At 57.0% G+C, this 26937-nt stretch carries 21 protein-coding genes; 6 read left to right on the top strand and 15 right to left on the bottom strand.

What is annotated here, in order from left to right:
• The first annotated feature begins 62 nt into the window (after window positions 1–62).
• The 3 genes from kefF (at window position 63) to folA (ending at window position 3194) form a co-directional block, all read left to right on the top strand.
• Window positions 63–593, top strand: a complete 531-nt coding sequence (gene kefF / locus OGV50_RS14505; protein ID WP_049011235.1) for a glutathione-regulated potassium-efflux system oxidoreductase KefF — start codon at window positions 63–65, stop codon at window positions 591–593.
• On the top strand, window positions 586–2448 hold the full coding sequence (gene kefC / locus OGV50_RS14500) for a glutathione-regulated potassium-efflux system protein KefC (protein ID WP_200091353.1): 1863 nt from the start codon (window positions 586–588) through the stop codon (window positions 2446–2448). The genes kefF and kefC overlap by 8 nt, the downstream gene beginning before the upstream one ends.
• A 266-nt stretch (window positions 2449–2714) precedes the next feature.
• On the top strand, window positions 2715–3194 hold the full coding sequence (gene folA, locus OGV50_RS14495; protein ID WP_012134119.1) for a type 3 dihydrofolate reductase: 480 nt from the start codon (window positions 2715–2717) through the stop codon (window positions 3192–3194).
• A gap of 116 nt (window positions 3195–3310) precedes the next feature.
• Here the strand turns inward: folA and apaH are convergent, their stop codons facing one another.
• The 6 genes from apaH to lptD are packed head-to-tail and all read right to left on the bottom strand — an operon-like array spanning window position 3311 to window position 10054.
• Window positions 3311–4159, bottom strand: coding sequence for a bis(5'-nucleosyl)-tetraphosphatase (symmetrical) ApaH (gene apaH, locus OGV50_RS14490; protein WP_012134118.1), 849 nt, complete (start codon window positions 4157–4159; stop codon window positions 3311–3313).
• A gap of 10 nt (window positions 4160–4169) precedes the next feature.
• Window positions 4170–4547, bottom strand: a complete 378-nt coding sequence (gene apaG, locus OGV50_RS14485; protein WP_012134116.1) for a Co2+/Mg2+ efflux facilitator ApaG/CorD — start codon at window positions 4545–4547, stop codon at window positions 4170–4172.
• A gap of 2 nt (window positions 4548–4549) precedes the next feature.
• Complete coding sequence (rsmA, locus tag OGV50_RS14480) at window positions 4550–5371, bottom strand: 16S rRNA (adenine(1518)-N(6)/adenine(1519)-N(6))-dimethyltransferase RsmA (RefSeq protein ID WP_049011436.1); 822 nt, start codon at window positions 5369–5371, stop codon at window positions 4550–4552.
• On the bottom strand, window positions 5368–6357 hold the full coding sequence (gene pdxA, locus OGV50_RS14475; protein WP_200091355.1) for a 4-hydroxythreonine-4-phosphate dehydrogenase PdxA: 990 nt from the start codon (window positions 6355–6357) through the stop codon (window positions 5368–5370). Before pdxA ends, rsmA begins: the two co-directional genes overlap by 4 nt.
• Window positions 6357–7643: a peptidylprolyl isomerase SurA gene (surA, locus tag OGV50_RS14470; protein WP_047458976.1), complete on the bottom strand. Its 1287-nt coding sequence runs from the start codon at window positions 7641–7643 to the stop codon at window positions 6357–6359. The genes pdxA and surA overlap by 1 nt, the downstream gene beginning before the upstream one ends.
• A 53-nt stretch (window positions 7644–7696) precedes the next feature.
• Entirely contained in the window at window positions 7697–10054 is a 2358-nt protein-coding gene (gene lptD / locus OGV50_RS14465; RefSeq protein WP_049011438.1) for an LPS assembly protein LptD, read from the bottom strand.
• 376 nt (window positions 10055–10430) lie between these two features.
• On the opposite strand from lptD, the gene djlA reads away from it, so the two are divergent.
• A complete protein-coding gene (djlA, locus tag OGV50_RS14460; RefSeq protein WP_114847967.1) occupies window positions 10431–11246 on the top strand; it encodes a co-chaperone DjlA in 816 nt (271 codons plus the stop codon).
• A 99-nt stretch (window positions 11247–11345) separates the two neighbouring features.
• On the opposite strand, the gene rluA is transcribed toward djlA, so the two are convergent.
• From rluA to araB, 6 genes are all read right to left on the bottom strand, one after another.
• Window positions 11346–12005, bottom strand: coding sequence for a bifunctional tRNA pseudouridine(32) synthase/23S rRNA pseudouridine(746) synthase RluA (gene rluA, locus OGV50_RS14455; RefSeq protein ID WP_012134110.1), 660 nt, complete (start codon window positions 12003–12005; stop codon window positions 11346–11348).
• Between the two features lie 11 nt (window positions 12006–12016).
• On the bottom strand, window positions 12017–14923 hold the full coding sequence (gene rapA, locus OGV50_RS14450; protein ID WP_012134109.1) for an RNA polymerase-associated protein RapA: 2907 nt from the start codon (window positions 14921–14923) through the stop codon (window positions 12017–12019).
• A gap of 131 nt (window positions 14924–15054) precedes the next feature.
• A complete protein-coding gene (gene polB / locus OGV50_RS14445) occupies window positions 15055–17406 on the bottom strand; it encodes a DNA polymerase II (protein WP_012134108.1) in 2352 nt (783 codons plus the stop codon).
• 97 nt (window positions 17407–17503) lie between these two features.
• On the bottom strand, window positions 17504–18199 hold the full coding sequence (gene araD / locus OGV50_RS14440; protein ID WP_012134107.1) for an L-ribulose-5-phosphate 4-epimerase: 696 nt from the start codon (window positions 18197–18199) through the stop codon (window positions 17504–17506).
• Window positions 18200–18297: 98 nt separating this feature from the next.
• Entirely contained in the window at window positions 18298–19800 is a 1503-nt protein-coding gene (araA, locus tag OGV50_RS14435; protein WP_060815966.1) for an L-arabinose isomerase, read from the bottom strand.
• 10 nt (window positions 19801–19810) lie between these two features.
• Complete coding sequence (araB, locus tag OGV50_RS14430; RefSeq protein WP_286488601.1) at window positions 19811–21520, bottom strand: ribulokinase; 1710 nt, start codon at window positions 21518–21520, stop codon at window positions 19811–19813.
• A gap of 339 nt (window positions 21521–21859) precedes the next feature.
• Between araB and araC the strand changes: the two genes are divergently transcribed.
• Together araC and OGV50_RS14420 are read left to right on the top strand one after the other, a co-directional pair.
• Complete coding sequence (araC, locus tag OGV50_RS14425; RefSeq protein ID WP_012134104.1) at window positions 21860–22705, top strand: arabinose operon transcriptional regulator AraC; 846 nt, start codon at window positions 21860–21862, stop codon at window positions 22703–22705.
• Window positions 22706–22824: 119 nt separating this feature from the next.
• Window positions 22825–23592 carry a DedA family protein gene (locus OGV50_RS14420; protein ID WP_012134103.1) on the top strand — a complete coding sequence of 256 codons (768 nt, stop codon included), beginning with the start codon at window positions 22825–22827 and terminating at the stop codon, window positions 23590–23592.
• Between the two features lie 92 nt (window positions 23593–23684).
• Here the strand turns inward: OGV50_RS14420 and thiQ are convergent, their stop codons facing one another.
• Genes thiQ through thiB form a run of 3 tightly spaced genes read right to left on the bottom strand, consistent with a single transcriptional unit; the run spans window position 23685 to window position 26936 of the window.
• Window positions 23685–24383 (bottom strand): thiamine ABC transporter ATP-binding protein ThiQ, encoded by a 699-nt coding sequence (gene thiQ / locus OGV50_RS14415; protein ID WP_286450400.1) that lies wholly within the window; start codon window positions 24381–24383, stop codon window positions 23685–23687.
• Window positions 24367–25977: a thiamine/thiamine pyrophosphate ABC transporter permease ThiP gene (thiP, locus tag OGV50_RS14410; protein WP_286488600.1), complete on the bottom strand. Its 1611-nt coding sequence runs from the start codon at window positions 25975–25977 to the stop codon at window positions 24367–24369. Before thiP ends, thiQ begins: the two co-directional genes overlap by 17 nt.
• Complete coding sequence (thiB, locus tag OGV50_RS14405; protein ID WP_047458953.1) at window positions 25953–26936, bottom strand: thiamine ABC transporter substrate binding subunit; 984 nt, start codon at window positions 26934–26936, stop codon at window positions 25953–25955. The genes thiP and thiB overlap by 25 nt, the downstream gene beginning before the upstream one ends.
• Window position 26937: the final 1 nt, after the last annotated feature.

The following is a 26937-nucleotide window of genomic DNA, read 5'->3' as shown; positions in this document are numbered from 1 at the left end:
GCCTGTTAAATTACTGACTACACTCTGTGGTAAAACAGAGATGTAAAATAACAGGCTACTTCATGATCCTCATTATTTATGCCCATCCGTATCCGCAGCACTCGCATGCGAATAAACGGATGCTGGAACAGGCAAGGACGCTGGATGGCGTCGAAATTCGCTCGCTCTATCAACTTTACCCTGACTTCAATATTGATGTTGCCGCCGAGCAGCAGGCGCTGGCGCGCGCGCGTCTTATCATCTGGCAGCATCCAATGCAGTGGTACAGCGTTCCCCCTTTACTCAAACTCTGGATGGACAAAGTCCTCGCGCATGGCTGGGCCTACGGGCATGGCGGCATGGCGCTCCGGGGCAAAGATCTGATGTGGGCCGTGACGACCGGCGGAGGCGAAAGCCACTTCGCTATTGGCGCCTATCCGGGCTTTGACGTGCTCTCGCAGCCGTTACAGGCTACCGCGCTCTATTGTGGGCTCAACTGGCTACCGCCTTTTGCGATGCACTGTACGTTTGTCTGTGATGACGAAACGCTCCAGGCGCAGGCGCGCCACTACAAGCAACGTTTGCTGGCGTGGCAGGAGGCAAATCATGGATAGCCATACGCTGATACAGGCGCTGATTTACCTGGGGTCGGCCGCGCTGATTGTGCCGATTGCCGTCCGGCTGGGCTTAGGGTCGGTGCTGGGCTACCTCATTGCCGGGTGTATTATCGGCCCGTGGGGGCTGCGTCTGGTGACGGACGCTGAAGCTATTCTTCATTTCGCCGAAATTGGCGTGGTGCTGATGCTGTTTGTGATTGGGCTGGAGCTGGACCCGCAGCGTTTGTGGAAATTGCGTGCGTCGGTTTTTGGCGGCGGCGCGTTGCAGATGGTGGTATGCGGTGGGTTGATTGGCCTGTTCTGTATGTTCCTCGGTCTGCGCTGGCAGGTGGCGGAGCTGATCGGCATGACGCTGGCGCTCTCTTCCACGGCGATTGCGATGCAGGCGATGGATGAGCGTAACCTGACCGTCTCGCAAATGGGCCGTAGCACATTCGCCGTGCTGCTGTTTCAGGATATTGCCGCTATTCCGCTGGTGGCGATGATCCCCTTGCTGGCCGCCAGCAGCGCCTCAACGACGCTGGGCGTCTTTGCGCTGTCTGCGTTAAAAGTGGCAGGGGCGCTGGCGCTGGTGGTGCTGTTAGGGCGCTATGTCACGCGTCCGGCGTTGCGTTTTGTCGCGCGTTCCGGTTTGCGTGAAGTGTTCAGCGCCGTGGCCCTGTTTCTGGTCTTTGGCTTCGGCTTGCTGCTGGAAGAAGTGGGGCTGTCGATGGCGATGGGGGCGTTTCTGGCGGGCGTGTTGCTGGCAAGCTCGGAATACCGGCATGCGCTGGAAAGCGACATAGAGCCATTTAAAGGGCTGCTGCTGGGGCTGTTCTTTATCGGCGTCGGCATGTCTATCGACTTCGGCACGCTGATCGATAATCCGTTACGCATTCTTATCCTGCTGGTCGGTTTCCTGGTCATTAAAACGGTAATGCTGTGGCTGGTCGCCAGGCCGCTACGGGTGCCGAATAAGCAACGTCTCTGGTTTGCCGTATTATTAGGACAGGGGAGTGAGTTTGCCTTTGTGGTATTCGGCGCGGCGCAAATGGCCAATGTACTCGACCCGGAATGGGCGAAGGCGCTGACGCTCACCGTTGCGCTCTCAATGGCGGCGACGCCCATTTTTCTGGTGCTCCTGGGCCGTCTGGAAAAATCCGCAACCGGCGAAGCGCGTGAAGCGGATGAGATCGATGCGGAGCAACCGCGTGTGATCATCGCTGGATTTGGCCGTTTTGGGCAGATTACGGGGCGTTTGCTGCTGTCGAGCGGGGTCAAAATGGTGGTTCTCGACCATGACCCGGATCATATTGAAACGCTGCGCAAATTTGGCATGAAGGTCTTTTACGGGGACGCGACGCGCATGGATCTGCTGGAGTCCGCCGGTGCGGCGAAAGCGGAAGTGCTGATCAACGCGATTGACGATCCGCAAACCAGTTTACAACTGACAGAAATGGTAAAAGCCCATTTCCCCGACCTGCAAATTATTGCCCGCGCCCGCGATGTCGATCACTACATCCGTCTGCGACAGGCCGGTGTTGAGATGCCGGAGCGTGAAACGTTTGAAGGCGCGTTAAAAACAGGGCGTCAGGCGCTGGAGAAATTAGGGCTGGGACGCTACGAGGCGCGCGAGCGTGCCGATCTGTTCCGTCGTTTTAATACGCAGATGGTGGAAGAGATGGCGAAAGGGGAAAACGATCCAACGTCCCGCGCGGCTGTCTATAAACGCACCAGCGCTATGTTGAGCGAGATTATTACTGAAGACCGTGAACATTTATCGTTAATTCAACGCCACGGCTGGCAAGGCACGGATGAAGGTAAACATACGGGTGATGCAGATGATGAGCCGGAAGTGAAACCGTCAACGTAGGCCGGATAAGGCGTTTACGCCGCCATCCGGCAATTTGCCCGGTGGCGCTGCGCTTACCGGGCCTACAAACCATCGTAGGCCGGATAAGGCATTTATGCCGCCATCCGGCATTGGGCCTGATGGCGGCCTGCGAGCTGACACCGCTTTAAATAAGTCGGGTTGCCAGCAGAACGGAAAATTTTCGTGCTATTCCTCTTTTCGTTAGTCGACGAAAGATTGCTCTTTCCGTATAGTGGCGACAATTTTTTGTATCCAGGAAATATTCAATGATCAGTCTGATTGCGGCGTTAGCGGTAGATCGCGTTATCGGCATGGAAAACGCCATGCCGTGGAACCTGCCTGCCGATCTCGCCTGGTTTAAACGTAACACCTTAAACAAGCCTGTGGTTATGGGGCGCCATACCTGGGAATCCATCGGGCGACCGCTGCCGGGGCGTAAAAACATCGTCATCAGCAGCCAGCCTGGCACTGACGATCGCGTGCAGTGGGTGAAATCGGTCGATGAAGCGATTGCCGCCTGCGGCGATGCGCCAGAGATTATGGTGATTGGCGGCGGACGCGTGTACGAACAGTTCTTGCCGAAAGCGCAGAAACTGTATCTGACGCATATTGATGCCGAAGTGGAAGGGGACACCCATTTCCCGGACTACGAACCGGATGACTGGGAATCGGTCTTCAGCGAGTTCCACGACGCCGATGAGCAGAATTCTCACAGCTACTGCTTCGAGATTCTGGAACGTCGTTAATCCGGCATGTTGTAACGCGGATTTGTAGGCCTGATAAGCGAAGCGCCATCAGGCAATAATGTGGCGTGAATGCCGGATAGCGGCGTAAACGCCTTATCCGGCCTACAAAATAACGCTCAGGCGTTTACCGCCTCTCCTTTGCCTGAATCAAGATGACGATTCGACGGCTGCACGAAGTAGCGCTTATCTTCCCAACGCAGGCAGGTTAAATCCCCGCCCCAGCAGCAGCCGGTATCCAGACCATAAATGCCTTCCGGCGTCCCTTTACCTTCCAGCGACGCCCAGTGACCAAAGACAATGCTGTATGCTTCGCTAACCGGCCCCGGAATGGCGAACCAGGGTTTCAGCGGCGCAGGGGCGTTTTCCGGCGACTCTTTGCTGTACATATCCAGTTGGCCGTTCGGGAAACAGTAACGCATACGGGTGAAGGCATTCGTGATAAAACGCAGCCGCGCCAGACCCGTTAGCTCCGGCGTCCAGTTGTTCGGCATATCGCCGTACATCGCGTCGAGGAAGAAGGGATAGGAGTCGCTCGACAGCACGGCTTCAACATCGCGCGCGCAGTCTTTCGCTGTCTGTAAATCCCACTGCGGCGTAATGCCCGCATGCGCCATCACCAGCTTCTTCTCTTCGTCGACCTGCAACAGCGGTTGACGGCGCAGCCAGTTGAGCAGTTCGTCGGCGTCTGGTGCTTCCAGCAGCGGAGTCAGCCTGTCTTTCGGCTTATTGCGGCTAATGCCCGCAAAGACGGCCAACAGATGTAAATCGTGATTGCCAAGCACCAGACGCACGCAGTCGCCCAGTGATTTCACGTAGCGGAGCACTTCCAGAGAACCAGGGCCGCGAGCGACCAGATCGCCGGTAAGCCACAGGGTATCTGAACCGGGGGTAAATTCCACCTGGTGTAACAATGCGATCAGTTCGTCGTAGCAACCGTGAACGTCGCCAATGAGGTATGTTGCCATTGCTTTAGTTTTAATGAATAAGTGTTGGAACGGCGAGTCGGAACACGGGAATATCGATAGTAAAGGCGACGCCTTTTTCATCGATCATTTCGTAGTGACCCTGCATGGTGCCCAGCGGCGTTTCAATAACGGCGCCGCTGGTGTACTGGTACTCTTCTCCGGGCGCGATGTGCGGCTGCACGCCAACCACACCTTCGCCCTGTACTTCGGTTTCGCGGCCATGACCATTGGTTATCAGCCAATAACGCCCCAACAACTGCACTGGCGCTCGCCCCAAATTGCGGATGGTTACCGTGTATGCGAATACGTAACGTTCATCATCAGGTGAAGATTGTGCTTCAATGTAGACGCTCTGAACCTGAATACACACTCGGGGCGAATTGATCATGCTTAACTCTCCTTCGAAGGCGCGTTTTCTGACAGATAGTTCGCCATCTGGCAATATTGCGCGACAGAGATATTTTCCGCTCGCAATGCCGGGTCAATGCCCAGTTCCGTCAGCACCTCGACGCTGAACAGATTGCCGAGGCTGTTGCGAATCGTTTTACGACGCTGGTTAAACGCCTCGGTGGTGATGCGGCTCAACACGCGTATGTCTTTCACCGGATACGGCATCGTCGCGTGAGGCACCAGACGCACAACGGCGGAATCGACTTTAGGCGGCGGCGTGAAGGCGGATGGTGGCACTTCCAGCACCGGGATCACCTGGCAATAATATTGCGCCATGACGCTTAATCGACCATACGCCTTACTGTTCGGCCCTGCAACCAGACGATTGACCACTTCTTTTTGCAACATAAAGTGCATGTCGGCAATGGCATCAGTATAGCTAAAGAGGTGGAACATCAACGGGGTGGAGATGTTGTAGGGCAAGTTGCCGAATACGCGCAGCGGCTGACCTATCTTCTCAGACAGCTCGCCAAAGTTCATGGTCATGGCATCTTGCTGATAAATCGTCAGTTTCGGCCCCAAAAACGGGTGCGTTTGCAGGCGCGCGGCCAGATCGCGGTCAAGTTCGATCACCGTGAGCTGGTCCAGACGTTCGCCGACAGGCTCCGTCAGCGCCGCCAGACCGGGGCCGATTTCGACCATTGCCTGACCCTTTTGCGGGTTAATGGCGGAAACAATACTGTCGATCACAAACTGATCGTTGAGAAAGTTTTGCCCGAAGCGTTTACGGGCTAAGTGGCCCTGATGGACTCGATTATTCATTGGGTATTAACAATCATTTTGATGGCGAGATTAAGCGCCGTAATAAAACTGCCGACATCCGCTTGCCCCCGACCCGCCAGTTCAAGCGCGGTGCCGTGGTCTACGGATGTTCGAATAAAAGGCAGGCCCAGCGTGATATTCACGCCGCGACCAAATCCCTGGTATTTTAGCACGGGGAGACCCTGATCGTGGTACATCGCCAGCACGGCATCGGCATGATCGAGATATTTAGGCTGGAAAAGCGTGTCGGCGGGCAAAGGGCCGCTTAAGCGCATCCCCTGAGCGCGCAGATCATCCAGTACCGGAACGATCGTGTCGATCTCTTCGGTTCCCATATGGCCGCCTTCACCCGCATGCGGATTTAGCCCGCACACCAGAATATGCGGATCGGCAAGGCCGAATTTCGTGCGTAAATCATGATGCAGAATGCCGATCACCTCATGCAGCAAAGCGGGGGTAATGGCGTCGGCAACCGCTCTTAACGGCAGGTGCGTTGTCGCCAGCGCGACCCGCAGTTCCTCGGTGGCCAGCATCATCACCACTTTCTTCGCCTGCGAACGCGCTTCAAAAAACTCCGTGTGTCCGGTAAACGGTACGCCAGCGTCATTGATGACGCCTTTGTGAACCGGCCCGGTGATCAGCGCCGCAAATTCCCCTTGCAGACAACCGTCGCAGGCGCGCGCCAGCGTATCCACCACATACTGCCCATTCTCAACGCTGAGTTGACCTGGGGTGACAGGAGCGCGAAGCGCTGTCGGCAACAGGGTCAGCGTGCCGGCGGATTGCGGTTTTGCAGGGTGATTTGGCAAGTAGGGAAGAAGCGAGAGGGGCAAACCGAGCAACGCGGCCCGATCGGTTAACAGACGGGCATCTGCACAGACGACGAGTTCGACCGGCCACTCACGCTGTGCGAGCTGAACGACTAAGTCAGGACCAATCCCGGCGGGTTCGCCGGGAGTGATAACAACGCGTTGAACAGTAGCCATTAATTGCTCAGGATTTTAACGTAAGCGCTGGCGCGTTGTTCCTGCATCCAGGTTGCCGCTTCTTCCGAGAACTTACGGTTCATCAGCATACGGTAAGCTCTGTCTTTCTGCGCCGCGTCGGTTTTATCAACGTTACGCGTATCCAGCAGTTCGATCAGGTGCCAGCCAAAGGAAGAGTGCACCGGGGCGCTCATCTGGCCTTTGTTGAGGCGGGTCAGCGCGTCGCGGAAGGCAGGATCGAAAATATCCGCTGCCGCCCAGCCCAGATCGCCGCCCTGGTTGGCAGAACCAGGGTCCTGTGAAAACTCTTTCGCTGCGGCGGCAAAGGTCGTTTTGCCGCTCTTAATGTCTGCTGCGATCTCTTCCAGTTTCAGGCGCGCCTGTTGATCGGTCATGATCGGCGAGGGTTTCAGCAGAATATGGCGGGCATGAACTTCAGTGACGGAGATGCTCTGGCTCTGGCCGCGCAGATCGTTCACTTTCAGAATGTGGAAGCCAACGCCGGAACGAATCGGGCCAACGATGTCGCCTTTTTTCGCTGTGCTCAGTGCCTGCGCGAAAATGCCCGGCAGCTCCTGAATACGTCCCCAGCCCATCTGGCCGCCTTTCAGCGCCTGCTGGTCGGCGGAGTAGGTGATCGCCAGTTTGCCGAAATCACTGCCGTTACGCGCTTCATCAACAATCGAACGCGCCTGGGCTTCCGCTTCGCTTACCTGATCCGACGTCGGGTTTTCCGGCAGCGGGATCAGAATGTGGCTCAGGTTCAGCTCTGTGCTGGCATCGTTCTGGTTACCGACCTGTTGGGCCAGCGCATCCACTTCCTGCGGCAGGATGGTGACGCGACGACGCACTTCGTTGTTACGCACTTCGGAGATGATCATCTCTTTGCGGATCTGGCTGCGGTAGGTTGAGTAGCTCAGACCATCGTAAGCCAGACGGCTGCGCATCTGGTCCAGCGTCATGTTGTTCTGTTTAGCGATATTGGCAATAGCCTGATCCAGCTGTTCATCAGAGATTTTCACCCCCATCTTCTGACCCATCTGGAGAACGATTTGATCCATGATCAAACGTTCCAGGATCTGATGACGTAGCGTGGCATCATCAGGAAGCTGCTGACCAGCCTGACCCGCATTAAGTTTTACTGATTGCATTAAGCCATCAACGTCGCTTTCCAGCACGACGCCGTTATTGACGACGGCTGCGACTTTATCGACCACCTGCGGGGCAGCGAAACTGGTATTCGCGATCATGGCGATACCGAGAAGCAGCGTTTTCCAGTTCTTCATACTTTTTCCATTTCAATTAACCGCAATGCGGATTACGTGGTAAATCAATCAAATCACAGAGAGCTTTGATACGGCAAAATGTTCGAACGCAACATCTCTTTGGTGCCGAGACCGTAGTTGGAGCTCAGACCACGCAATTCAATGTTAAAGCCGATCACGTTGTCATAAACAGCGTGTTCTTTATCGTTATCCCAACCGTTCAGCTTACGCTCATAACCGAAGCGAATCGCATAGCAGCAGGAGTTGTACTGCACGCCGAGCATCTGGTCGGCAGGCTTATTCACATTGGTATCAAAGTAGTAAGCGCCTACGATAGACCAACGATCGGCAATCGGCCAACTGGCAACGCCCCCGACCTGGGAAATCCCGTTTTTATACTGCTCCGCAGTGGAATAAGACGGCAGCGTAGCCTGAATATATTCCGCGCTGGCATAACGGTAGTTCAACTGTAAGAGACGATTTTCATCGCGACGGTATTCGATCGTACTGCTGCTGGTCGCGACGCTGTCCAGACGCGTGTCGTACTGAATGCCGCTACGCAGTCCCCAGCGGTCGGAGATACGCCAGTAGGTGTCGCCCGCCCAAACCAGTGAGCCCGTTTTGTCGTCATTCTCCCAGGTTATGTTGTCATCGCCGGTGCGAGACTCCGTGAAATAGTAGATTTGACCCACGGAAACATTAAAACGTTCAATTGCGGCATCATCATAAATACGCGATGTGACGCCGGTCGTGACCTGGTTTGCGGAGGCGATACGGTCCAGACCGCCATATGTGCGGTCGCGGAACAGGCCGCTGTAGTCGGACTGCAATAATGAGGAGTCGTAGTTATTGATGCTGCTCTGGTTACGATAGGGAACGTACAGATACTGCGCGCGCGGCTCCAGCGTCTGGGTGTAACCCGGCGCCAACGTCGTCATATCGCGTTCAAACACCATCCTGCCGTCGACTTTGAACTGCGGCATTACGCGGTTAACCGACTCATCGAGTTTATTGACGTTTCGCGAATTGTTGTTGTACGAGTCCAGATTGGTTTGCTGGTAGTGCGTCGCCAGCAGCTTCGCTTCAGTATTGATGCTGCCCCACTGATTCGATAACGGCAGATTGATGGTTGGCTCCAGGTGAACGCGAGTCGCTTCCGGCATGTTGTCTCGGGTGTTCACAAACTTCACGGCCTGGCCGTAAATACGCGTATCGAATGGGCCAACGTCATTCTGGTAGAAGTTAACGTCTAACTGCGGCTCAGCGGAGTAACTGCTGGTATTCTGATCGCTGAATACCTGGAACTGTTTGGTTGACACCGTGGCATCAAAGTTCTGCACGGCATAGCCGACGCTGAATTTCTGCGTGGCGTAACCGTCGGTACTGGAACCGTACTTATTGTCAAAGTCATTGAAGTAGCTGGAGTCGCTGACCTTGGTATAGTCGACATTAAAGCGCCATACCTGATCCATCACGCCGCCATGACGCCAGTAGAACAACCAGCGACGGGAGTTGCTGTCGTTCGGATGCTCATCGTCGTAAACGCGATCGGAATTCAGATAGTCGAACTCCATTAAACCCGCGCCCGCCTGGCTGAGGTAGCGGAACTCATTCTCCCACATGACACCGCCACGACGGTGCATATAATGCGGCGTAATGGTGGCGTCCATATTGGGCGCGATGTTCCAGTAATACGGCAGGTAGAACTCAAAATAGTTCTTGGTGGTGTACTTCGCGTTCGGGATCAGGAAACCGGAGCGGCGTTTGTCACCGACCGGCAGCTGTAAATAAGGGCTGTAAAAGACGGGAACCGGACCCAGTTTAAAACGGGCGTTCCAGATTTCCGCTACCTGCTCTTCACGATCGTGAATCACTTCGCTGCCCACAACGCTCCAGGTATCGGAGCCTGGCAGACAGGAGGTAAAGCTGCCATTTTCCAGAATGGTATAGCGGTTTTCGCCACGCTGCTTCATCAGGTCCGCTTTCCCGCGCCCCTGACGGCCGACCATCTGGTAGTCGCCTTCCCACACGTTTGTGTCTTTGGTGTTCAGGTTCGCCCAGCCTTTCGGCCCCTTCAGAATAACCTGATTGTCGTCATAATGGACGTTGCCGAGCGCATCGACGGTACGCACCGGTTCCGGCTGGCCTGGCGCCTCTTTTTGATGGAGTTGCACCTCATCAGCTTGCAGGCGACTGTTACCCTGGTTGATATCGACATTACCGGTGAATACCGCGTCGTCCGGGTAGTTCCCTTTCGCGTGATCGGCGTTGATCGTCACGGGTAATTCGTTCGTCTCGCCTTTCACCAGAGGACGGTCGTAGCTTGGCACACCCAACATGCACTGCGAGGCAAGGTCGGCGGCCAGTCCCTGCTGACTATAAAGGGCGCTGGCGATCATGGTGGCCAGGAAAGTGGGAATACGTTTTTTCATACGTTGTATTTATTGTTCCATCATCAGTAGCGTTGCGCGTGACAAACGGTCAGAGACTAACGTACTCATCTTCACTACGCTAGTGTTAATCCTGTCCCTTTTCTACCCGTCGTCTTTCAGGTTGCGCTTTCGTGGACGTTATTCGCATGCCCCCGGCGACTTGCCTGGATAAGCGTCTGGCGGCTGTGCGGCGGTCTTGCTGCAACGTGAAATCCAATGGGTATGTGTCTGTGGTGTTAGGCACGGCATTGAATGACAGGTATGATAATGCAAATTATAGGCGATGTCCCACAATTGACCGCAGCCTTCATTCCAGGAAAAGCACTCTATATTGTGGGACATAGCCTCACTGTCAGCGTAAAGATTTGGGGAGTCTATGCAGTACTGGGGAAAGATTGTAGGTGTCGCAGTGGCGCTGATGATGGGAGGCGGCTTCTGGGGCGTGGTATTAGGTCTGCTGATAGGCCACATGTTCGACAAAGCCCGCAGCCGCAAAATGGCATGGTTCGCCAATCAGCGTGAACGGCAGGCACTGTTTTTCGCCACCACTTTTGAGGTCATGGGGCATTTAACCAAATCGAAAGGGCGCGTGACGGAAGCGGATATTCATATTGCCAGCCAGTTGATGGACCGGATGAATTTACACGGCGAATCACGTACCGCCGCCCAACACGCGTTTCGCGTGGGAAAATCGGATAATTACCCGTTACGTGAAAAAATGCGCCAGTTTCGCAGCGTCTGCTTTGGGCGGTTTGATCTGATACGGATGTTTCTGGAAATTCAGATTCAGGCGGCGTTTGCGGATGGAACGCTCCACCCGAACGAGCGGGAAGTGCTGTACGTTATCGCCGAGGAGCTGGGGATTTCCCGCGCTCAGTTCGATCAGTTCTTACGCATGATGCAGGGCGGGGCGCAGTTTGGCGGCGGTTATCAGCAACAGCAGGCCGGCGGCGGCTGGCAGCAGGCGCAGCGTGGCCCTACGCTGGAAGATGCCTGCAACGTGCTGGGGGTTAAGCCGACAGATGATGCGACAACCATTAAACGCGCGTACCGCAGACTGATGAGCGAGCACCACCCGGACAAACTGGTTGCGAAAGGGTTGCCGCCGGAGATGATGGAGATGGCGAAGCAAAAAGCGCAGGAAATTCAGAAAGCGTATGAAATGATTAAAGAGCAGAAAGGTTTTAAATAATGGTTTTGCCGGATGGCGACGTAAAGCGTCTTATCCGGCCTACGTTGAGAACGGTAGGCCGGGCAAGCGAAGCGCCCCCGGCACAAATGGGCACAGAATTTAAAAATCTACCGGGGCTTTAAAGGTCATACTGTTGCCATACGCGGGATGGGTGATGGTTAGCGTTTCGGCATGCAGCAACAGACGCGGTGCCATCGCCAGCGCTTCTGGCGACGCGTAGAAGCGATCGCCGAGAATGGGGTGTCCCAACGCCAGCATATGCACACGCAGCTGATGAGAACGCCCGGTAATCGGTTTAAGCACCACCCGTGCGGTGTTATCCGCAGCGAAGTCCACCACCTCATACCCGGTTTGCGCAGGCTTACCCGTCTCATAACACACTTTCTGTTTCGGCCTGTTCGGCCAGTCGCAGATCAGCGGTAAATCAACCAGCCCTTCGGCAGGGGCTGGATGCCCCCACACGCGCGCAACGTACTGTTTTTTCGGTTCACGCTCGCGGAACTGGCGTTTCAGCTCCCGTTCCGCCGCTTTGGTCAGCGCCACTACAATCACGCCGCTGGTCGCCATATCCAGACGATGCACCGACTCCGCCTGCGGATAATCGCGTTGAATACGCGTCATCACGCTATCTTTGTGCTCCTCAAGGCGGCCCGGCACGGACAACAAGCCGCTGGGCTTGTTGACCACCATAATGTGCTCATCCTGATACAGGATAATCAGCCAGGGCTCCTGCGGCGGATTGTAGTTTTCCATCCCCATTTTTTGCTCCGTTACTGATGCGTGACGACGATAAGACGCAAGGCATCCAGACGCCAGTTGGCCTGATCCAGGCTTTCCATTACCTGCTGACGGTTGCTGTCGATCGCCGCAAGTTCATCATCACGGATGTTCGGGTTAACGGCGCGCAGCGCTTCCAGACGCGACAGTTCGGCAGACAGTTTTTCATCCGCTTCGCTACGCGCGGCGTCGATCAGCGCCCGGGCCGATTTCTCCGCCTGCGCTTCGCCCAGTTGCAGAATCGCGTGTACGTCCTGTTGAACCGCGTTGACCAGCTTGCTGCCGGTATGACGGTTAACGGCGCTCAGCTGGCGGTTGAAGGTTTCAAACTCCACCTGCGCGGCCAGGTTATTGCCGTTTTTATCCAGCAGCATGCGCACCGGCGTCGGCGGCAGGAAACGGTTAAGCTGTAAATGTTTCGGCGCCTGCGCTTCAACGACATACACCAGTTCCACCAGCAGCGTTCCCACCGGCAACGCTTTGTTTTTCAACAGTGAAATCGTGCTGCTGCCGGTATCGCCAGACAGAATCAGATCCAGGCCGTTGCGAATCAGCGGATGTTCCCAGGTAACAAACTGCGCATCTTCACGCGACAGCGCCACATCACGCTCGAACGTAATGGTGCAGCCATCTTCCGGCAGGCCAGGGAAGTCCGGCACCAGCATATGATCGGAAGGCGTCAGCACAATCAGGTTTTCACCACGGTCATCCTGGTTAATCCCGACGATATCAAACAGGTTCATGGCGAAGGCGATCAGGCTGGTGTCGTCATCCTGTTCTTCAATGCTCTCTGCCAGTGCCTGCGCTTTCTCGCCGCCGTTAGAGTGGATCTCCAGCAGACGGTCGCGCCCTTGCTCCAGCTGCGCCTTCAGCGCTTCGTGCTGCTCGCGGCAGGTTTTGATCAGCGCGTCAAAACCGTCGGTGTTTTCAGGCGTCGCCAGGTAAGCGATCAGATCGTGATACACCGTATCGTAGATGGCGCGACCGGTTGGGCAGGTGTGCTCAAAGGCATCCAGCCCTTCGTGATACCAGCGAACCAGCACGGACTGCGCGGTTTTTTCCAGATACGGAACGTGGATCTGAATATCGTGCGCCTGACCGATACGATCCAGACGGCCAATACGCTGCTCCAGCAAATCCGGGTTAAACGGCAGGTCAAACATCACCAGGTTGCTGGCGAACTGGAAGTTACGGCCTTCAGAACCGATTTCCGAGCACAGCAGAACCTGCGCGCCGCTGTCTTCTTCGCTAAACCACGCGGCGGCGCGGTCACGTTCAATAATGGACATGCCTTCATGGAATACGGCGGCGCGGATGCCTTCGCGCTCGCGCAGCACCTGCTCCAGTTGCAGCGCGGTGGCGGCTTTCGCGCAGATCACCAGCACTTTCTGCGAGCGGTGGCTGGTCAGATGCCCCATCAGCCACTCCACGCGCGGGTCGAAGTTCCACCAGGTGCCGCTATCCCCTTCGAATTCCTGATAAATCTGCTCCGGGTAGAGCATATCGCGCGCTCTGTCCTCCGCGCTTTTACGCGCGCCCATAATGCCGGAGACTTTAATCGCCGTCTGATATTGCGTTGGCAGCGGCAGCTTGATGGTGTGCAGCTCGCGTTTCGGGAAGCCTTTGACGCCGTTACGGGTGTTGCGGAACAGTACGCGGCTGGTGCCGTGTCTGTCCATCAGCATGGAGACCAGTTCCTGGCGGGCATTCTGCGCGCCATCGCGGTCGCTGTTCGCCGTTTGCAGCAGCGGTTCGATGTCCTGCTCGCCAATCAGGTCGCCGAGCATGTTCAGCTCTTCGTTGCTCAGCTTGTTGCCTGCCAGCAGCATGGCGACGGCGTCGGCGACCGGGCGGTAATTTTTTTGCTCTTCGACAAATTGTTCGAAGTCGTGGAAACGGCTCGGGTCGAGCAGACGCAGGCGGGCGAAGTGGCTTTCCATGCCCAGCTGTTCCGGCGTTGCGGTCAGCAGCAGGACGCCAGGCACGCGTTCCGCCAGTTGTTCAATCGCCATATATTCGCGGCTTGGCGCGTCTTCGCTCCACACCAGGTGGTGAGCTTCATCGACGACCAGCAGGTCCCATTGTGCGTCGCACAGATGTTCCAGACGCTGTTTGTTGCGACGCGCGAAGTCCAGCGAGCAGATAACCAGTTGCTCGGTTTCAAACGGGTTGTAGGCATCGTGCTGGGCTTCGGTGTAACGCTCGTCGTCGAACAGCGCGAAGCGCAGGTTGAAGCGGCGCAGCATTTCAACCAGCCACTGATGCTGCAAAGTTTCCGGGACGATGATCAGCACGCGTTCCGCCGCGCCAGACAGCAGCTGTTGGTGCAGGATCATCCCGGCTTCGATGGTTTTTCCTAAGCCCACTTCATCCGCCAGCAGGACGCGCGGCGCGTGGCGGCGACCGACATCATGGGCAATGTTGAGCTGGTGGGGAATCAGGCTGGTTCGCTGACCGCGCAGGCCGCTCCACGGCATGCGGTACTGCTCGCTCTGAAATTTACGTGCGCGGTAGCGCAGAGCGAATCGGTCCATCCGGTCGATTTGCCCGGCGAACAGGCGATCCTGCGGTTTACTGAAAACCAGTTTGCTGTCGAGCAGGACTTCACGCAGCGTGACGGCGGTTTCTTCGGTATCAAGGCGGGTGCCAGTATAGGCAAGCAGACCGTTTTCTTCTTTTACTTCATCGATTTGTAGCTGCCAGCCTTCATGGCTTGTAATCGTATCACCAGGGTTAAACATCACGCGGGTCACGGGGGAGTCACTGCGCGCATACAGACGGTTTTCACCTGTCGCCGGGAAAAGTAAGGTGACAGTTCGCGCATCCATCGCGACGACGGTTCCAAGTCCCAGTTCGCTTTCTGTATCGCTGATCCAGCGTTGACCAAGTGTAAAAGGCATATATGTTCGGCTCTATATCTTTAATTGCAGGCAATAATCACCCGCTACCAAAATAGAATGGCAGCAGTGTTAATTGGGTCCAGGAATGGAAAGGGCGCTATGGTAATGGATGGCGGCGCATTCGTCACGCGTCAAAATAACCCCAGTTGTCCTGTGAGTAGTGTAGCAAAATTATCATCGATGAAGGGAAGTATTCCCTCTGCGACCGGCTGTAGCTGGCGGGTTAAATAGTGCTCGTAATCCAGCGGTGAATGCCGGTAATCCAGCGGCTCAGGGCCGTTAGTCGTCCACACGTATTTGATCGTACCGCGGTTCTGATACTGCGCCGGGCGCCCCAGCTTGATGTTTTGTTCATCGGCGAGCCGGGCGGCGCGAACGTGCGGCGGAACGTTACGCTGATATTCGCTCAACGGGCGGCGCAGTCGCTTGCGGTAAACCAGCTGTTCATCCAGCTTGCCCGTCATCAGGTTATCGATGGTTTCCCGGACATACTCCTGATAGGGCTCCTGGCGGAAGATACGCAGGTAAAGCTCCTGCTGGAATCGTTGCGCCAGCGGCGTCCAGTCGGTGCGCACGGTCTCCAGCCCTTTAAATACCATTCGCTGCTTCTCGCCTTCCTGAATCAGCCCGGCATAGCGCTTTTTGCTGCCGGTGTCCGCCCCGCGAATGGTCGGCATCAGAAAGCGGCGGAAGTGGGTTTCAAACTCTAATTCCAGCGCGCTGGTCAGCTTTTGCTGTTGCAGGGATTGCGTCCACCAGTCATTCACATGACGCACCAGCTCGCGGCCAATCCTTGCCGCCTCGTCTTCAGAATGCGCGCCTTTCAGCCAGACGAAAGTGGAATCCGTATCGCCGTAGATCACGTCATAGCCCTGCGCCTCGATCAGCGCTTTGGTCTGACGCATGATCGCGTGGCCGCGCATGGTGATCGACGAGGCCAGTCGGGGATCGAAAAAGCGGCAGGCCGTCGTCCCGAGCACGCCGTAAAACGCATTCATGATGATCTTCAGCGCCTGGGACAACGGTTTATTGCCGTGGCGCTTGGCCTCATCGCGCCCGTGCCAGATCTGCGTGACGATCTCCGGGAGACAGTGCGTTTCTCGCGAGAACCAGGCGTCAAGAAAGCCTTCGGTGCTGTGTGTCGGGTCCGGTTGCGCCATTCCTTCCACCAGCCCAACCGGGTCGATCAGGAACGTGCGAATGATCGACGGGTACAGGCTCTTATAATCCAGCACCAGTACGGAGTCATACAGGCCAGGGCGCGAGTCCATCACGTAACCGCCAGGACTGGCATGCGGCGGGACTTCACCGAGATTCGGCGCAACGTAACCGGCGCGATGCATACGGGGAAAATAGAGATGACCGAAGGCGGCGACAGAACCGCCGTGGCGGTCAGCGGGCAGACCGTTAACGGTGGCGCGCTCCAGTAAAAACGGCATGATCTCCGTCTTATGAAAAATCTGCGTCACCAGCTCGCAGTCCTTGAGGTTATACGTGGCGAGCGCGGGCTTATCTTCGGCGAAACGGCGGTCAATTTCGTCCATTCTGTCCCAGGGATTATCGATCGATTTCCCTTCGCCAAGCAGCTCCTGGGCCACGGTTTCCAGTGAAAATGATGAGAAATTCCAGAACGCGGATTTGAGCGCTTCAATGCCGTCAATAATCAACCGCCCTTTGGCCTGGGCGAAAAACACGCCGTTTTTGAAACCGTGCTCGCGCCATTCCAGCTCGGTGTTGTCGCGCCCCAGACGTAAAGGGATACGATAGCGCTCGGCATGTTTTTGCAGGACGCGTAAATCAAACTGCACCACGTTCCAGCCGATGATCACATCGGGATCGTGCCGGGCAAACCAGTCGTTGAGTTTTTCCAGCAGCAGCGGGCGGCTCGCCGCATACTCAAGCTGGAAATCCAGCGCCGAGGCATCGCCATTCGCCGGGCCGAGCATAAAAACGACGCGTTGCCCGCAGCCTTGCAGGCCAATGCAGTACAGCTCGCCGTGTCGGGTGGTTTCAATATCCAGCGATACCCATTTCAGCGGGGGACGGTAGTCTGGGTGCGGTTTCAGGCGGGCATTGACGATCGCGCCGTCTTTTGTGTCGCCCTCCAGCCAAACGGGAGCGGTGATAAACCGCTCCATCAGGTAACGTTCCGGTGGGCGCACATCGGCTTCATAGACCGTTACACCCTGTTCTTTCAGCTGTTTTTCCAGACGCATCAGTTGTCGGTGCGAGCGGCAGTACAACCCCGAGACGGGCTGGCGATGAAAATCCTGCAAATTGAGCGGCGTCAGGCGATAGCCGTTTTCTGTGCGCAGCAGCGAGGTGACGCGGGCGGCCTGATGCGTAGGGATAAACGCGACCGACTCCTGCGGCGCGAGCGTGACCTGCAAAGGACCGGTGTCCGTTGCCAGCCAGAATGAGACCTCTGTTCCTTGCGGGGTATCCCGCCAGTGCCGGGTTAAAATAAAACCTGCCTGCGCCACGCTGCGTACTCATTAAAAAACCAGGCATGATTATAGCCTGGTTCGGAACGTTTTGCTGTGGTTTTATACAGGTATGGTTGCGCCGTCGGGCTATCCATTACTGCCCGTAATAGGCCTTCGCCCCGTGTTTGCGCAGGTAGTGCTTATCCAGCAACGTTTGCTGCATATCCGGCAACTGTGGCGCAAGCTGGCGGCAGAAGATGCCCATACAGGCGACCTCCTCCAGCACAATGGCGTTATGCACCGCGTCTTCGGCGTTTTTGCCCCAGGTGAACGGACCGTGTGAATGCACCAGCACGCCCGGCATCTGCGCGGCATCGATACCCTGTTTTTCAAAGGTTTCGACGATGACGTTGCCCGTTTCCCATTCATATTCGCCGTTGATCTCCGCATCGGTCATTTTGCGCGTGCAGGGGATCGTGCCGTAAAAATAGTCCGCATGGGTCGTCCCCGTCGCCGGAATGGATTGCCCGGCCTGCGCCCAGATGGTCGCGTGGCGCGAATGGGTATGGACGATGCCGCCAATCGACGGGAAAGACTGATACAACAGACGGTGGGTCGGCGTATCGGAGGAGGGCTTTTTCGTTCCTTCCACCACTTCACCCGTGGCAATGCTGACCACCACCATATCCTCTGCGCTCATCACGCTGTAGTCGACGCCGGAAGGTTTAATGATGAAGACGCCGCGCTCGCGATCGACGGCGCTGACGTTCCCCCAGGTGAGAGTCACCAGATTGTGTTTTGGCAGCGCCAGATTGGCTTCCAGTACCTGACGTTTGAGGTCTTCTAACATAGCTGTCTCCACGCTGGATGGCGCTGCGCTTATCCTGCCTACGAGGTTGGTGCGACCTGTAGGCCGGATAAGGCATTTACGCCGCCATCCGGCAACTGTTAACGTTTGAAACCGTAATAAACTTCGTTCCAGCGCAGCGCGTCTTTAAAGGCGGGCAGGCGGGTATCGTTATCGATGACGGTGATTTCGATATCGTGCATCTCTGCGAACTGGCGCATATCGTTCAGATCCAGCGCATGGCTGAAGACGGTGTGGTGCGCGCCACCGGCGAGAATCCACGCTTCGGATGCGGTGGTCAGATCCGGCTGGGCTTTCCACAGCGCGTTGGCGACCGGCAGCTTCGGCAGGTCATGCGGCGTTTTTACGGTGTCGATGCAGTTGACCAGCAGACGATAGCGATCGCCGAGGTCGATCAGGCTGGCGACGATCGCCGGGCCGGTTTGGGTGTTGAAGATCAGACGTGCGGGCGCGTCTTTACCCCCGATGCCGAGGTGCTGCACGTCGAGGATCGGTTTTTCTTCCACCGCGATAGACGGGCATACTTCCAGCATGTGCGAGCCGAGCACCAGATCGTTGCCCTTCTCAAAGTGGTAGGTGTAATCCTCCATAAATGAGGTGCCGCCCGGCAAACCGCCAGACATCACTTTCATGATGCGAAGCAGCGCGGCGGTTTTCCAGTCGCCTTCGCCAGCGAAACCGTAGCCCTGTTGCATCAGGCGCTGTACGGCCAGCCCTGGAAGCTGCTTCAGGCCGTGCAAATCTTCAAACGTCGTGGTGAACGCGTGGAAGCCGCCCTGTTCCAGAAAGCGCTTCATGCCCAGTTCAATACGCGCGGCTTCCAGCACGTTCTGCCGCTTGTCGCCGTGAATTTGCGTCGCGGGCGTCAGGGTATAGCGGCTTTCGTATTCATCCACCAGCGCGTTAATGTCGCCGTCGCTAACCGCATTCACGACCTGCACCAGGTCGCCCACCGCCCAGGTATTCACCGAGAAGCCGAACTTGATCTGCGCCGCCACTTTATCGCCGTCGGTCACGGCCACTTCACGCATGTTGTCGCCAAAGCGGCACACTTTCAGGTGGCGGGTGTCCTGTCTGGAGACCGCCTGACGCATCCATGAGCCGATACGCGCGTGCGCGTGTTTATCCTGCCAGTGACCGGTCACTACCGCGTGCTGCTGACGCATACGCGCGCCGATAAAACCAAACTCGCGTCCGCCGTGCGCGGTCTGATTCAGGTTCATAAAGTCCATGTCGATGCTGTCCCACGGCAGGGCGGCATTGAACTGGGTGTGGAACTGCAACAGCGGCTTGTTGAGAATACTCAGCCCGTTAATCCACATTTTCGCGGGCGAGAAGGTGTGCAGCCAGACCACCAGGCCCGCACAGCGATCGTCATAATTGGCGTCACGACAAATCGCGGTGATCTCGTCAGGCGACGTCCCCAGCGGTTTCAGCACCAGTTTGCAGGGCAGTTTCGCTTCGGTATTCAGCGCCTTTACCACATGTTCGGCATGCTGAGTAACCTGGCGCAGCGTTTCAGAGCCATACAAATGCTGGCTGCCAATCACAAACCACACTTCATAGTTGTCAAAAATCGTCATTGTCGTGTCCTTAATGGGTCAGGGTTGCCTGGCTGACCGGGGTTTTTGGCGCCGGGGCGGCAGTCGGAAGATAGTGTTGTTCGGCGCTGGCCGCCCACTGCCGGTAGCGCTGATAAAGCTGTTCGAAGCGTTGAGCCTGTTCCGGGCGCGGTTGCAGGGTGTTCTCTACGGCGCTGGCCATTTTTTGTTGTGCGGCAGGGATATCGACATGCGCTTTTGCGGCGACGGCGGCAAAAATGGCGGCGCCTAACGCGCAGCACTGGTCTGAGGCGACAATCTGTAGCGGGCGGTTGAGCACGTCGCAGCAGGCCTGCATGATCACCTGATTCTTACGGGCGATGCCGCCCAGCGCCATCACGTTGTTGACGGCAATGCCCTGTTCGGTAAAGCATTCCTGAATGGCGCGTGCGCCGAAGGCAGTGGCGGCGATCAGGCCGCCAAACAGCGCTGGCGCATCGGTGGCGAGATTCAGATCGCTAATCACCCCTTTCAGACGCTGATTAGCGTTCGGCGTGCGGCGACCGTTAAACCAGTCGAGCACTACGGGCAGATGATCCAGCGATGGATTCTTCGCCCACGCCTCGGTCAGCGTCGGGAGTAGCTGCTTTTGGCTGATGGCGATTTGGTCTTTCAGTTCAGGATGCTGCGCCGCAAGCTGCTCCAGCGGCCAGCCGAGAATGCGGCCAAACCAGGCATAGATATCGCCGAATGCCGACTGTCCCGCTTCCAGGCCAATAAAATCAGGCACGACGCTGCCGTCTACCTGGCCGCAAATGCCTTTCACCGCGCGGTCGCCGACGCTCTGCTTGTCGGCAATCAGAATGTCGCAGGTCGATGTGCCGATCACTTTCACCAGCGCATTCGGCTGCGCGCCCGCGCCAACCGCGCCCATATGGCAGTCAAACGCGCCGCCAGAGATGACCACGCTTTCCGGCAGACCGAGGCGTTGCGCCCACTCCGCGCACAGCGTGCCAACTGGCAGATCGGCAGTGAAGGTGTCGGTAAACAGCGGCCAGGCGAGGTGGCGGTTGATGATGGGATCGAGGTCATCAAAGAAACTGGCGGGCGGCAAACCGCCCCAGCTCTCATGCCACAGCGATTTATGCCCGGCGCTACAGCGACCACGGCGAATATCCTGCGGGCGCGTGGTGCCGGAGAGCAGGGCAGGCACCCAGTCGCACAGCTCAATCCAGGAGGCGGCGGCCTGCGCGACGGCGCTGTCCTGACGCGTAACGTGCAGAATTTTCGCCCAGAACCATTCGCTGGAGTAAATGCCGCCGATGTAGCGGGAATAATCGGTTTTGCCCGGCGTATGGCACAGGCGGGTGATGGCTTCCGCTTCTTCGACCGAGGTGTGATCTTTCCACAGGACGAACATCGCATTCGGGTTTTCGGCGAACTCAGGACGCAGCGCCAGTACGTGGCCGTCGGCATCAATGGGGGCAGGGGTGGAGCCGGTGCTGTCGACGCCGATGCCGACCACCTCGCCACGCTGTGACGCGCTCAGGGTCGCGAGGACGTTTTTCAACGCGGCTTCCATTGACTCTATGTAGTCGCGTGGATGATGGCGGAACTGGTTGTTCGGGGCGTCGCAATAGCGCCCTTCCTGCCAGCGGGGATACCACTCTACGCAGGTGGCGATCTCTTCCCCGGTGGCGCAATCCACCGCCAGAGCACGAACTGAATCACTGCCAAAATCGAGGCCAATTGCAATCGCCATCGTCTTACTCCATCGAAAAAAACAGGTATGGAGAAACAGTAGATAGCGGGGATAAAAACCGTCAGGCAGGATCCGCTAATCTTATGGATTAAAATGCTATGGCATTGCAAAGTGTGACGCCGTGCAAATATTCAATGTGGACATTTCTGTCGTAGTTATAGACACTTTTGTTACCCGTTTTTATCGCCTTCGCAATCGGCCTTTGTTACAAATCTCTTTTCGCAAGCGGGGTTGATGGTCCGTAACCGCAATGACGGCGGGGCGCAGAGGGGAAGGTGAAGATGTCTCACTCAATATGGACAATTGGTTTCTTCTCAGAACGCCGGGAGTATTGAATTTATGGCTGAAACGCAAAATGATCCCCTGCTGCCGGGTTATTCGTTTAATGCGCATCTGGTTGCCGGGCTGACGCCCATTGAGGCGAACGGCTATCTGGATTTTTTTATCGACCGCCCGCTGGGGATGAAGGGATATATCCTTAATCTTACGATTCGCGGGGAAGGGGTGATCAATAACCACGGCAAACAGTTTGTCTGCCGTCCGGGGGATATTTTGCTGTTTCCGCCTGGCGAGGTACACCACTACGGTCGCCATCCCAACGCGAGCGAATGGTATCACCAGTGGGTGTACTTCCGACCGCGCGCCTACTGGCAGGAGTGGCTCACCTGGCCGACGATTTTTGCGCAGACCGGTTTTTTCCGCCCTGACGAAGCGCACCAGCCGCGCTTTAATGAGCTTTTTGGTCAAATCATCAATGCCGGGCAGGGAGAAGGGCGCTACTCTGAACTGCTGGCGATTAACCTGCTGGAGCAGCTTCTGCTGCGACGTATGGAGGCGATCAATGAATCGTTGCATCCGCCGATGGACAGCCGGGTGCGCGACGCCTGTCAGTACATCAGCGATCATCTGGCGGACAGCCAGTTTGATATTGCCAGCGTGGCGCAGCATGTCTGCCTGTCGCCGTCCCGCCTGTCGCACCTGTTCCGCCAACAGTTAGGCATTAGCGTACTGAGCTGGCGCGAGGATCAGCGCATCAGCCAGGCGAAGCTGCTGCTCAGCACGACGCGGATGCCGATAGCCACCGTCGGGCGCAATGTCGGGTTTGACGATCAGCTTTATTTCTCTCGCGTCTTTAAAAAATGTACCGGGGCCAGCCCGAGCGAGTTCCGCGCTGGTTGTGAATAAAAAGTGAATGATGTGTCTGCAAAGATGTCATAACGCGTAATCTATTCAGACAATTGGCGACTTGACGAAGCGGGTGAGGGTTAGCAGAATCGCTGCTTCGTAAATCTGACGGACACATTATGCAAGCATTGCTGGAACACTTTATTCTCCAATCCGCTCTGTACTCGCTAATTGCGGTGGCGCTGGTGGCCTTTCTGGAGTCGCTGGCGTTGGTCGGTCTGATTCTGCCCGGTACGGTGATGATGGCGGGGCTGGGGGCGCTTATCGGCAGCGGTGAGCTGAATTTCTGGCATGCGTGGCTGGCGGGCATTATCGGTTGCCTGCTGGGGGACTGGATCTCCTTCTGGTTGGGCTGGCGCTTCAAAAAGCCGCTGCACCGCTGGTCTTTTATGAAAAAGAACAAAGCGCTGCTGGATAAAACCGAACACGCGCTGCATCAACACAGCATGTTCACCATTCTGGTCGGGCGTTTTGTCGGCCCGACGCGGCCGCTGGTGCCGATGGTGGCGGGTATGCTGGATCTGCCCGTCGCGAAATTTATCGTGCCGAATATTATTGGCTGCGTGCTGTGGCCGCCGTTCTATTTCTTGCCGGGGATTCTGGCGGGCGCTGCGATCGACATTCCGGCCGATATGCAGAGTGGTTATTTCAAATGGCTGTTGTTGGCAACGGCGCTGCTGCTGTGGCTGGCGGCCTGGCTGTGCTGGCGGTTATGGCGTAGCGGTAAGGCCGCCGCCGATCGCTTAACGCCGTTTTTACCGCGAGGCCGCCTGTTATGGCTGGCGCCGGTGATGCTCGGCGCGGGCATTGTCGCGCTGGTGATGCTGCTTCGTCATCCGCTGATGCCGGTGTATATCGATATTCTGCGTAAAGTCGTGGGTTACTGAGGAATCTTTTGCCGGATGGCGCTGACGCTTATCCGGCTTACAACAGATGCCTGTCCGTAGGCCCGGTAAGCGTAGCGCCACCGGGCACCCCATTACGCTTTAATGCCCAGCAATGCCGAGGCGCTGGCCTGACCGCTTAATAACTCATCCGTTTTGCCCTGCCATGCGATACGCCCGTCGGCCACGACAATCGAGCGTGACGCAATGCGCGCGGCATCCTCCACGCTATGCGACACCATCAGCAGGGTTAATTGCTGGTCGCGGCAGACGTCGCCGACCAGCGTCAGCATCTCCTGACGCAGGGCGGGATCGAGAGCGGAAAACGGCTCGTCGAGCAGCAATACCGGCTGTTCGCGCACCAGGCAGCGCGCAAGCGCCACGCGTTGACGTTGCCCGCCGGAAAGCTCGCCCGGCAGGCGCTCCAGCAGATTTTCGATCCCCATCTGGCGTGCAATATGATGCAGCTTCTCCCGCTGAGCTGCGTTCAGCTTTAGCCCAGGGTTTAACCCCAGCCCGATGTTCTGCCGCACGTTGAGGTGGCTGAACAGATTATTTTCCTGAAACAGCATGGAAACGGGACGGCGGGAGGGCGGTGTCGTGGTGTGATCCTGACCTTCAATCATTATTGTGCCGCTGGCCGGTGTCAGAAACCCGGCGATTAAATTCAGCAACGTACTTTTCCCGGCGCCGCTTGGCCCGAGAACCGCCACCTGTTCACCGCGCGCCACCGACAGTGTGAAGCGCATGGGCAAATGGTGATAAAGCCAGGTGATATCAGTCAGTTTTAACATTTCGCCCCGGTAATTTTTCGATAACGGTAAACAGCATAAAGCAGAGCATCAGCAGTAATAATGCGGTAACCGCGCCGTCCTGGCTGCGATAGGAGCCAATTTGCTGATACAGATAAAACGGCAGCGTGCGGAAATCGTCGTTGCCAAACAGCGCCACCACGCCAAAATCTCCGATGGAGAGCACGCAGGCAAAGGCCAGCGCCTGCGCCAGAGGGCGTTTCAGGGCGCGCAGTTCCACCACCTTCAGTCGCGACCATCCCTCAATGCCCAATGACTGACACAGCATACTGTAACGTGCGGTCACGTCTCGCATGGGGTTTTCCAGCACTTTTAGCGCATAGGGAATCGCCATTAGCGCGTTGGTGAAAATCACAATACCGTCAGCCGACTCCGGTAGCCCAACGCTGTTGTTGAGCAGTAAAAAGAAGCCGGTCGCCAGCACGATGCCGGGCATAGCAAGGATCAACATCCCGCTCAGTTCCAGCGCCTGACCTGCCAGTACCTGCTGGCGGGCGCGCAGTTCGCGGCTGCTCCATAAAAGCATCATCGTCAGGATGATGCACAACACTCCCGCCGCCAGCGCAATGCGCAGAGAGGTCCACAGCGCCCGCCACAAAATGGGTTGCGCCAGCACGTCCAGCAGGCTGCGATTGACGCCATCAATAATAACCGCCAGCAGCGGCGGGAGAAGCAACAGCAGCGCCAGGGCGATCAGCAGGCTGTCCGTCAGGCGGCTGTGGAGCCGATCGTCAGGGTCGCGCCAGCCTTGCACCAGCGTGACGCCGGGGGCAATGGCTTTACTCAGCCGCTGACTCAGCAGCACCAGCGCCAGACAACATATCATCTGGATCAGCGCCAGCATGGCCGCACGGGCAGGATCGTAGTCGTAGCTCAGCGCCTGATAGATGGCCAGCTCGATAGTGGTAGCCTGCGGGCCGCCGCCAAGTGACAACACGGTGGCGAAACTGGCGAAACAGAGCATAAAAATCAGCGCCGCCACCGGCGGGATTTGACGACGCAGCCACGGCCATTCAACAAAGCGGAAGAAGTGCCAGCCGCGCATACCTAGCTGCGCGGCGAGCTGTCGCTGTTCGCCGGGAATGTTTTCCAGCGCCTGAAGCAGCAGGCGGCTTGCCATCGGCAGGTTAAAAAAGACGTGCGCCAGTAAAATCCCCTGCAAGCCGTAGGGCGAGAAATGCCACTCCAGCCCCAGCGTATGCCACAGCGAGGCCAGCCAGCCCTGACGACCGTAGACGCTGAGGATACCGAAAACGGCGACCAGCACCGGTAAAATCAGCGTCATGGCGCACAGGCGCAATAACGCCAGACGTCCGGGAAAACGGCGACGATAGAGCGCTCTGGCGAGGAAAATCGCCGGGATGACGGAGAGCAGCGCCGACAGGAACGCCTGCCAGAACGAGAAACGCACGACGTGCCACAGGTAGCTGTCCTGCCATAGCGACGACCATTCACCCTGCGGCGCGTTAAGCCATAGCGCCAGAAATGCCGCCAGAGCCACTGCCACCATCAGCGCGGCGGCAGAAAGCCCGGGTATCAGCCAGCCGGGAATTAGCGGCTGACGGCGCGTTGCCATTCGCTAATCCATGCCTGACGCTGGGATGCCACTTCCGCAGGCGTAAATTCCAGCGTGGTGGATGGCTTCGTCAGTTGTTCAAATCCTGCGGGCAGGGCGACGTCAGCGACCGGATACATCCAGTTGCCGGTAGGAATGGCGTTCTGGAATGCCGGTGAAACCATAAACTTGAGGAATTTTTCTGCCAGTTCCGGCTGTTTGCTGGCGGCAGTGCGCGCAGCCACTTCCACTTGCAGGTAATGACCTTCGCTGAAGCTGGCGGCGGCGTAGTTATCTTTCTTCTCTTCGATGATGTGATACGCCGGAGAGGTGGTGTAGCTCAGCACCAGATCGCTTTCGCCTTTCAGGAACAGGCCGTAGGATTCGCTCCAGCCTTTGGTGACGGTGACCGTTTTGGCCGCCAGTTTTTGCCAGGCTTCCGGCGCGTTATCGCCGTAGACTTTCTGCATCCACAGCAGCAGACCCAGCCCTGGTGTACTGGTGCGCGGGTCCTGATAAATCACGCGCCATTTCCGATCGCTCTCCACCAGTTCCTTCAGGCTTTTCGGCGGGTTTTTCAGTTTGTTTTTGTCATAGATGAAGGCGAAGTAGCCATAATCAAACGGCACGAATGTGTCGTTATGCCAGCCGCCTGGCACGTTAACCGCATCAGGCGCAATGCCGCTTTTCGCGAACAGGCGGGTTTGCGTGGCGGCTTCCAGCAGGTTGTTGTCCAGGCCAAGCACCACGTCGGCTTTGCTGTTTTTCCCTTCCATTCGCAGGCGGTTAAGCAACGACACGCCATCTTCCAGCGCCACCAGCTTCAGTTCGCAATCACAGTCAGCTTCAAAGGCTTTTTTGATTGTCGGGCCAGGCCCCCAGTCGGCAGCGAAGGAGTCATAGGTATAGACGGTCAGAACAGGTTTGGCGAAGGCAGGCGCTGCGCACAGGAGTAGCAAGGGAAGACATTTTTTTAACACT

It is taken from the genome of Citrobacter sp. CK180, assembly GCF_030333655.1.
In the GTDB taxonomy this organism is placed as follows: Bacteria; Pseudomonadota; Gammaproteobacteria; order Enterobacterales; family Enterobacteriaceae; genus Citrobacter_B; species Citrobacter_B koseri.
This window is presented reverse-complemented; position numbering and strand designations above follow the sequence as displayed.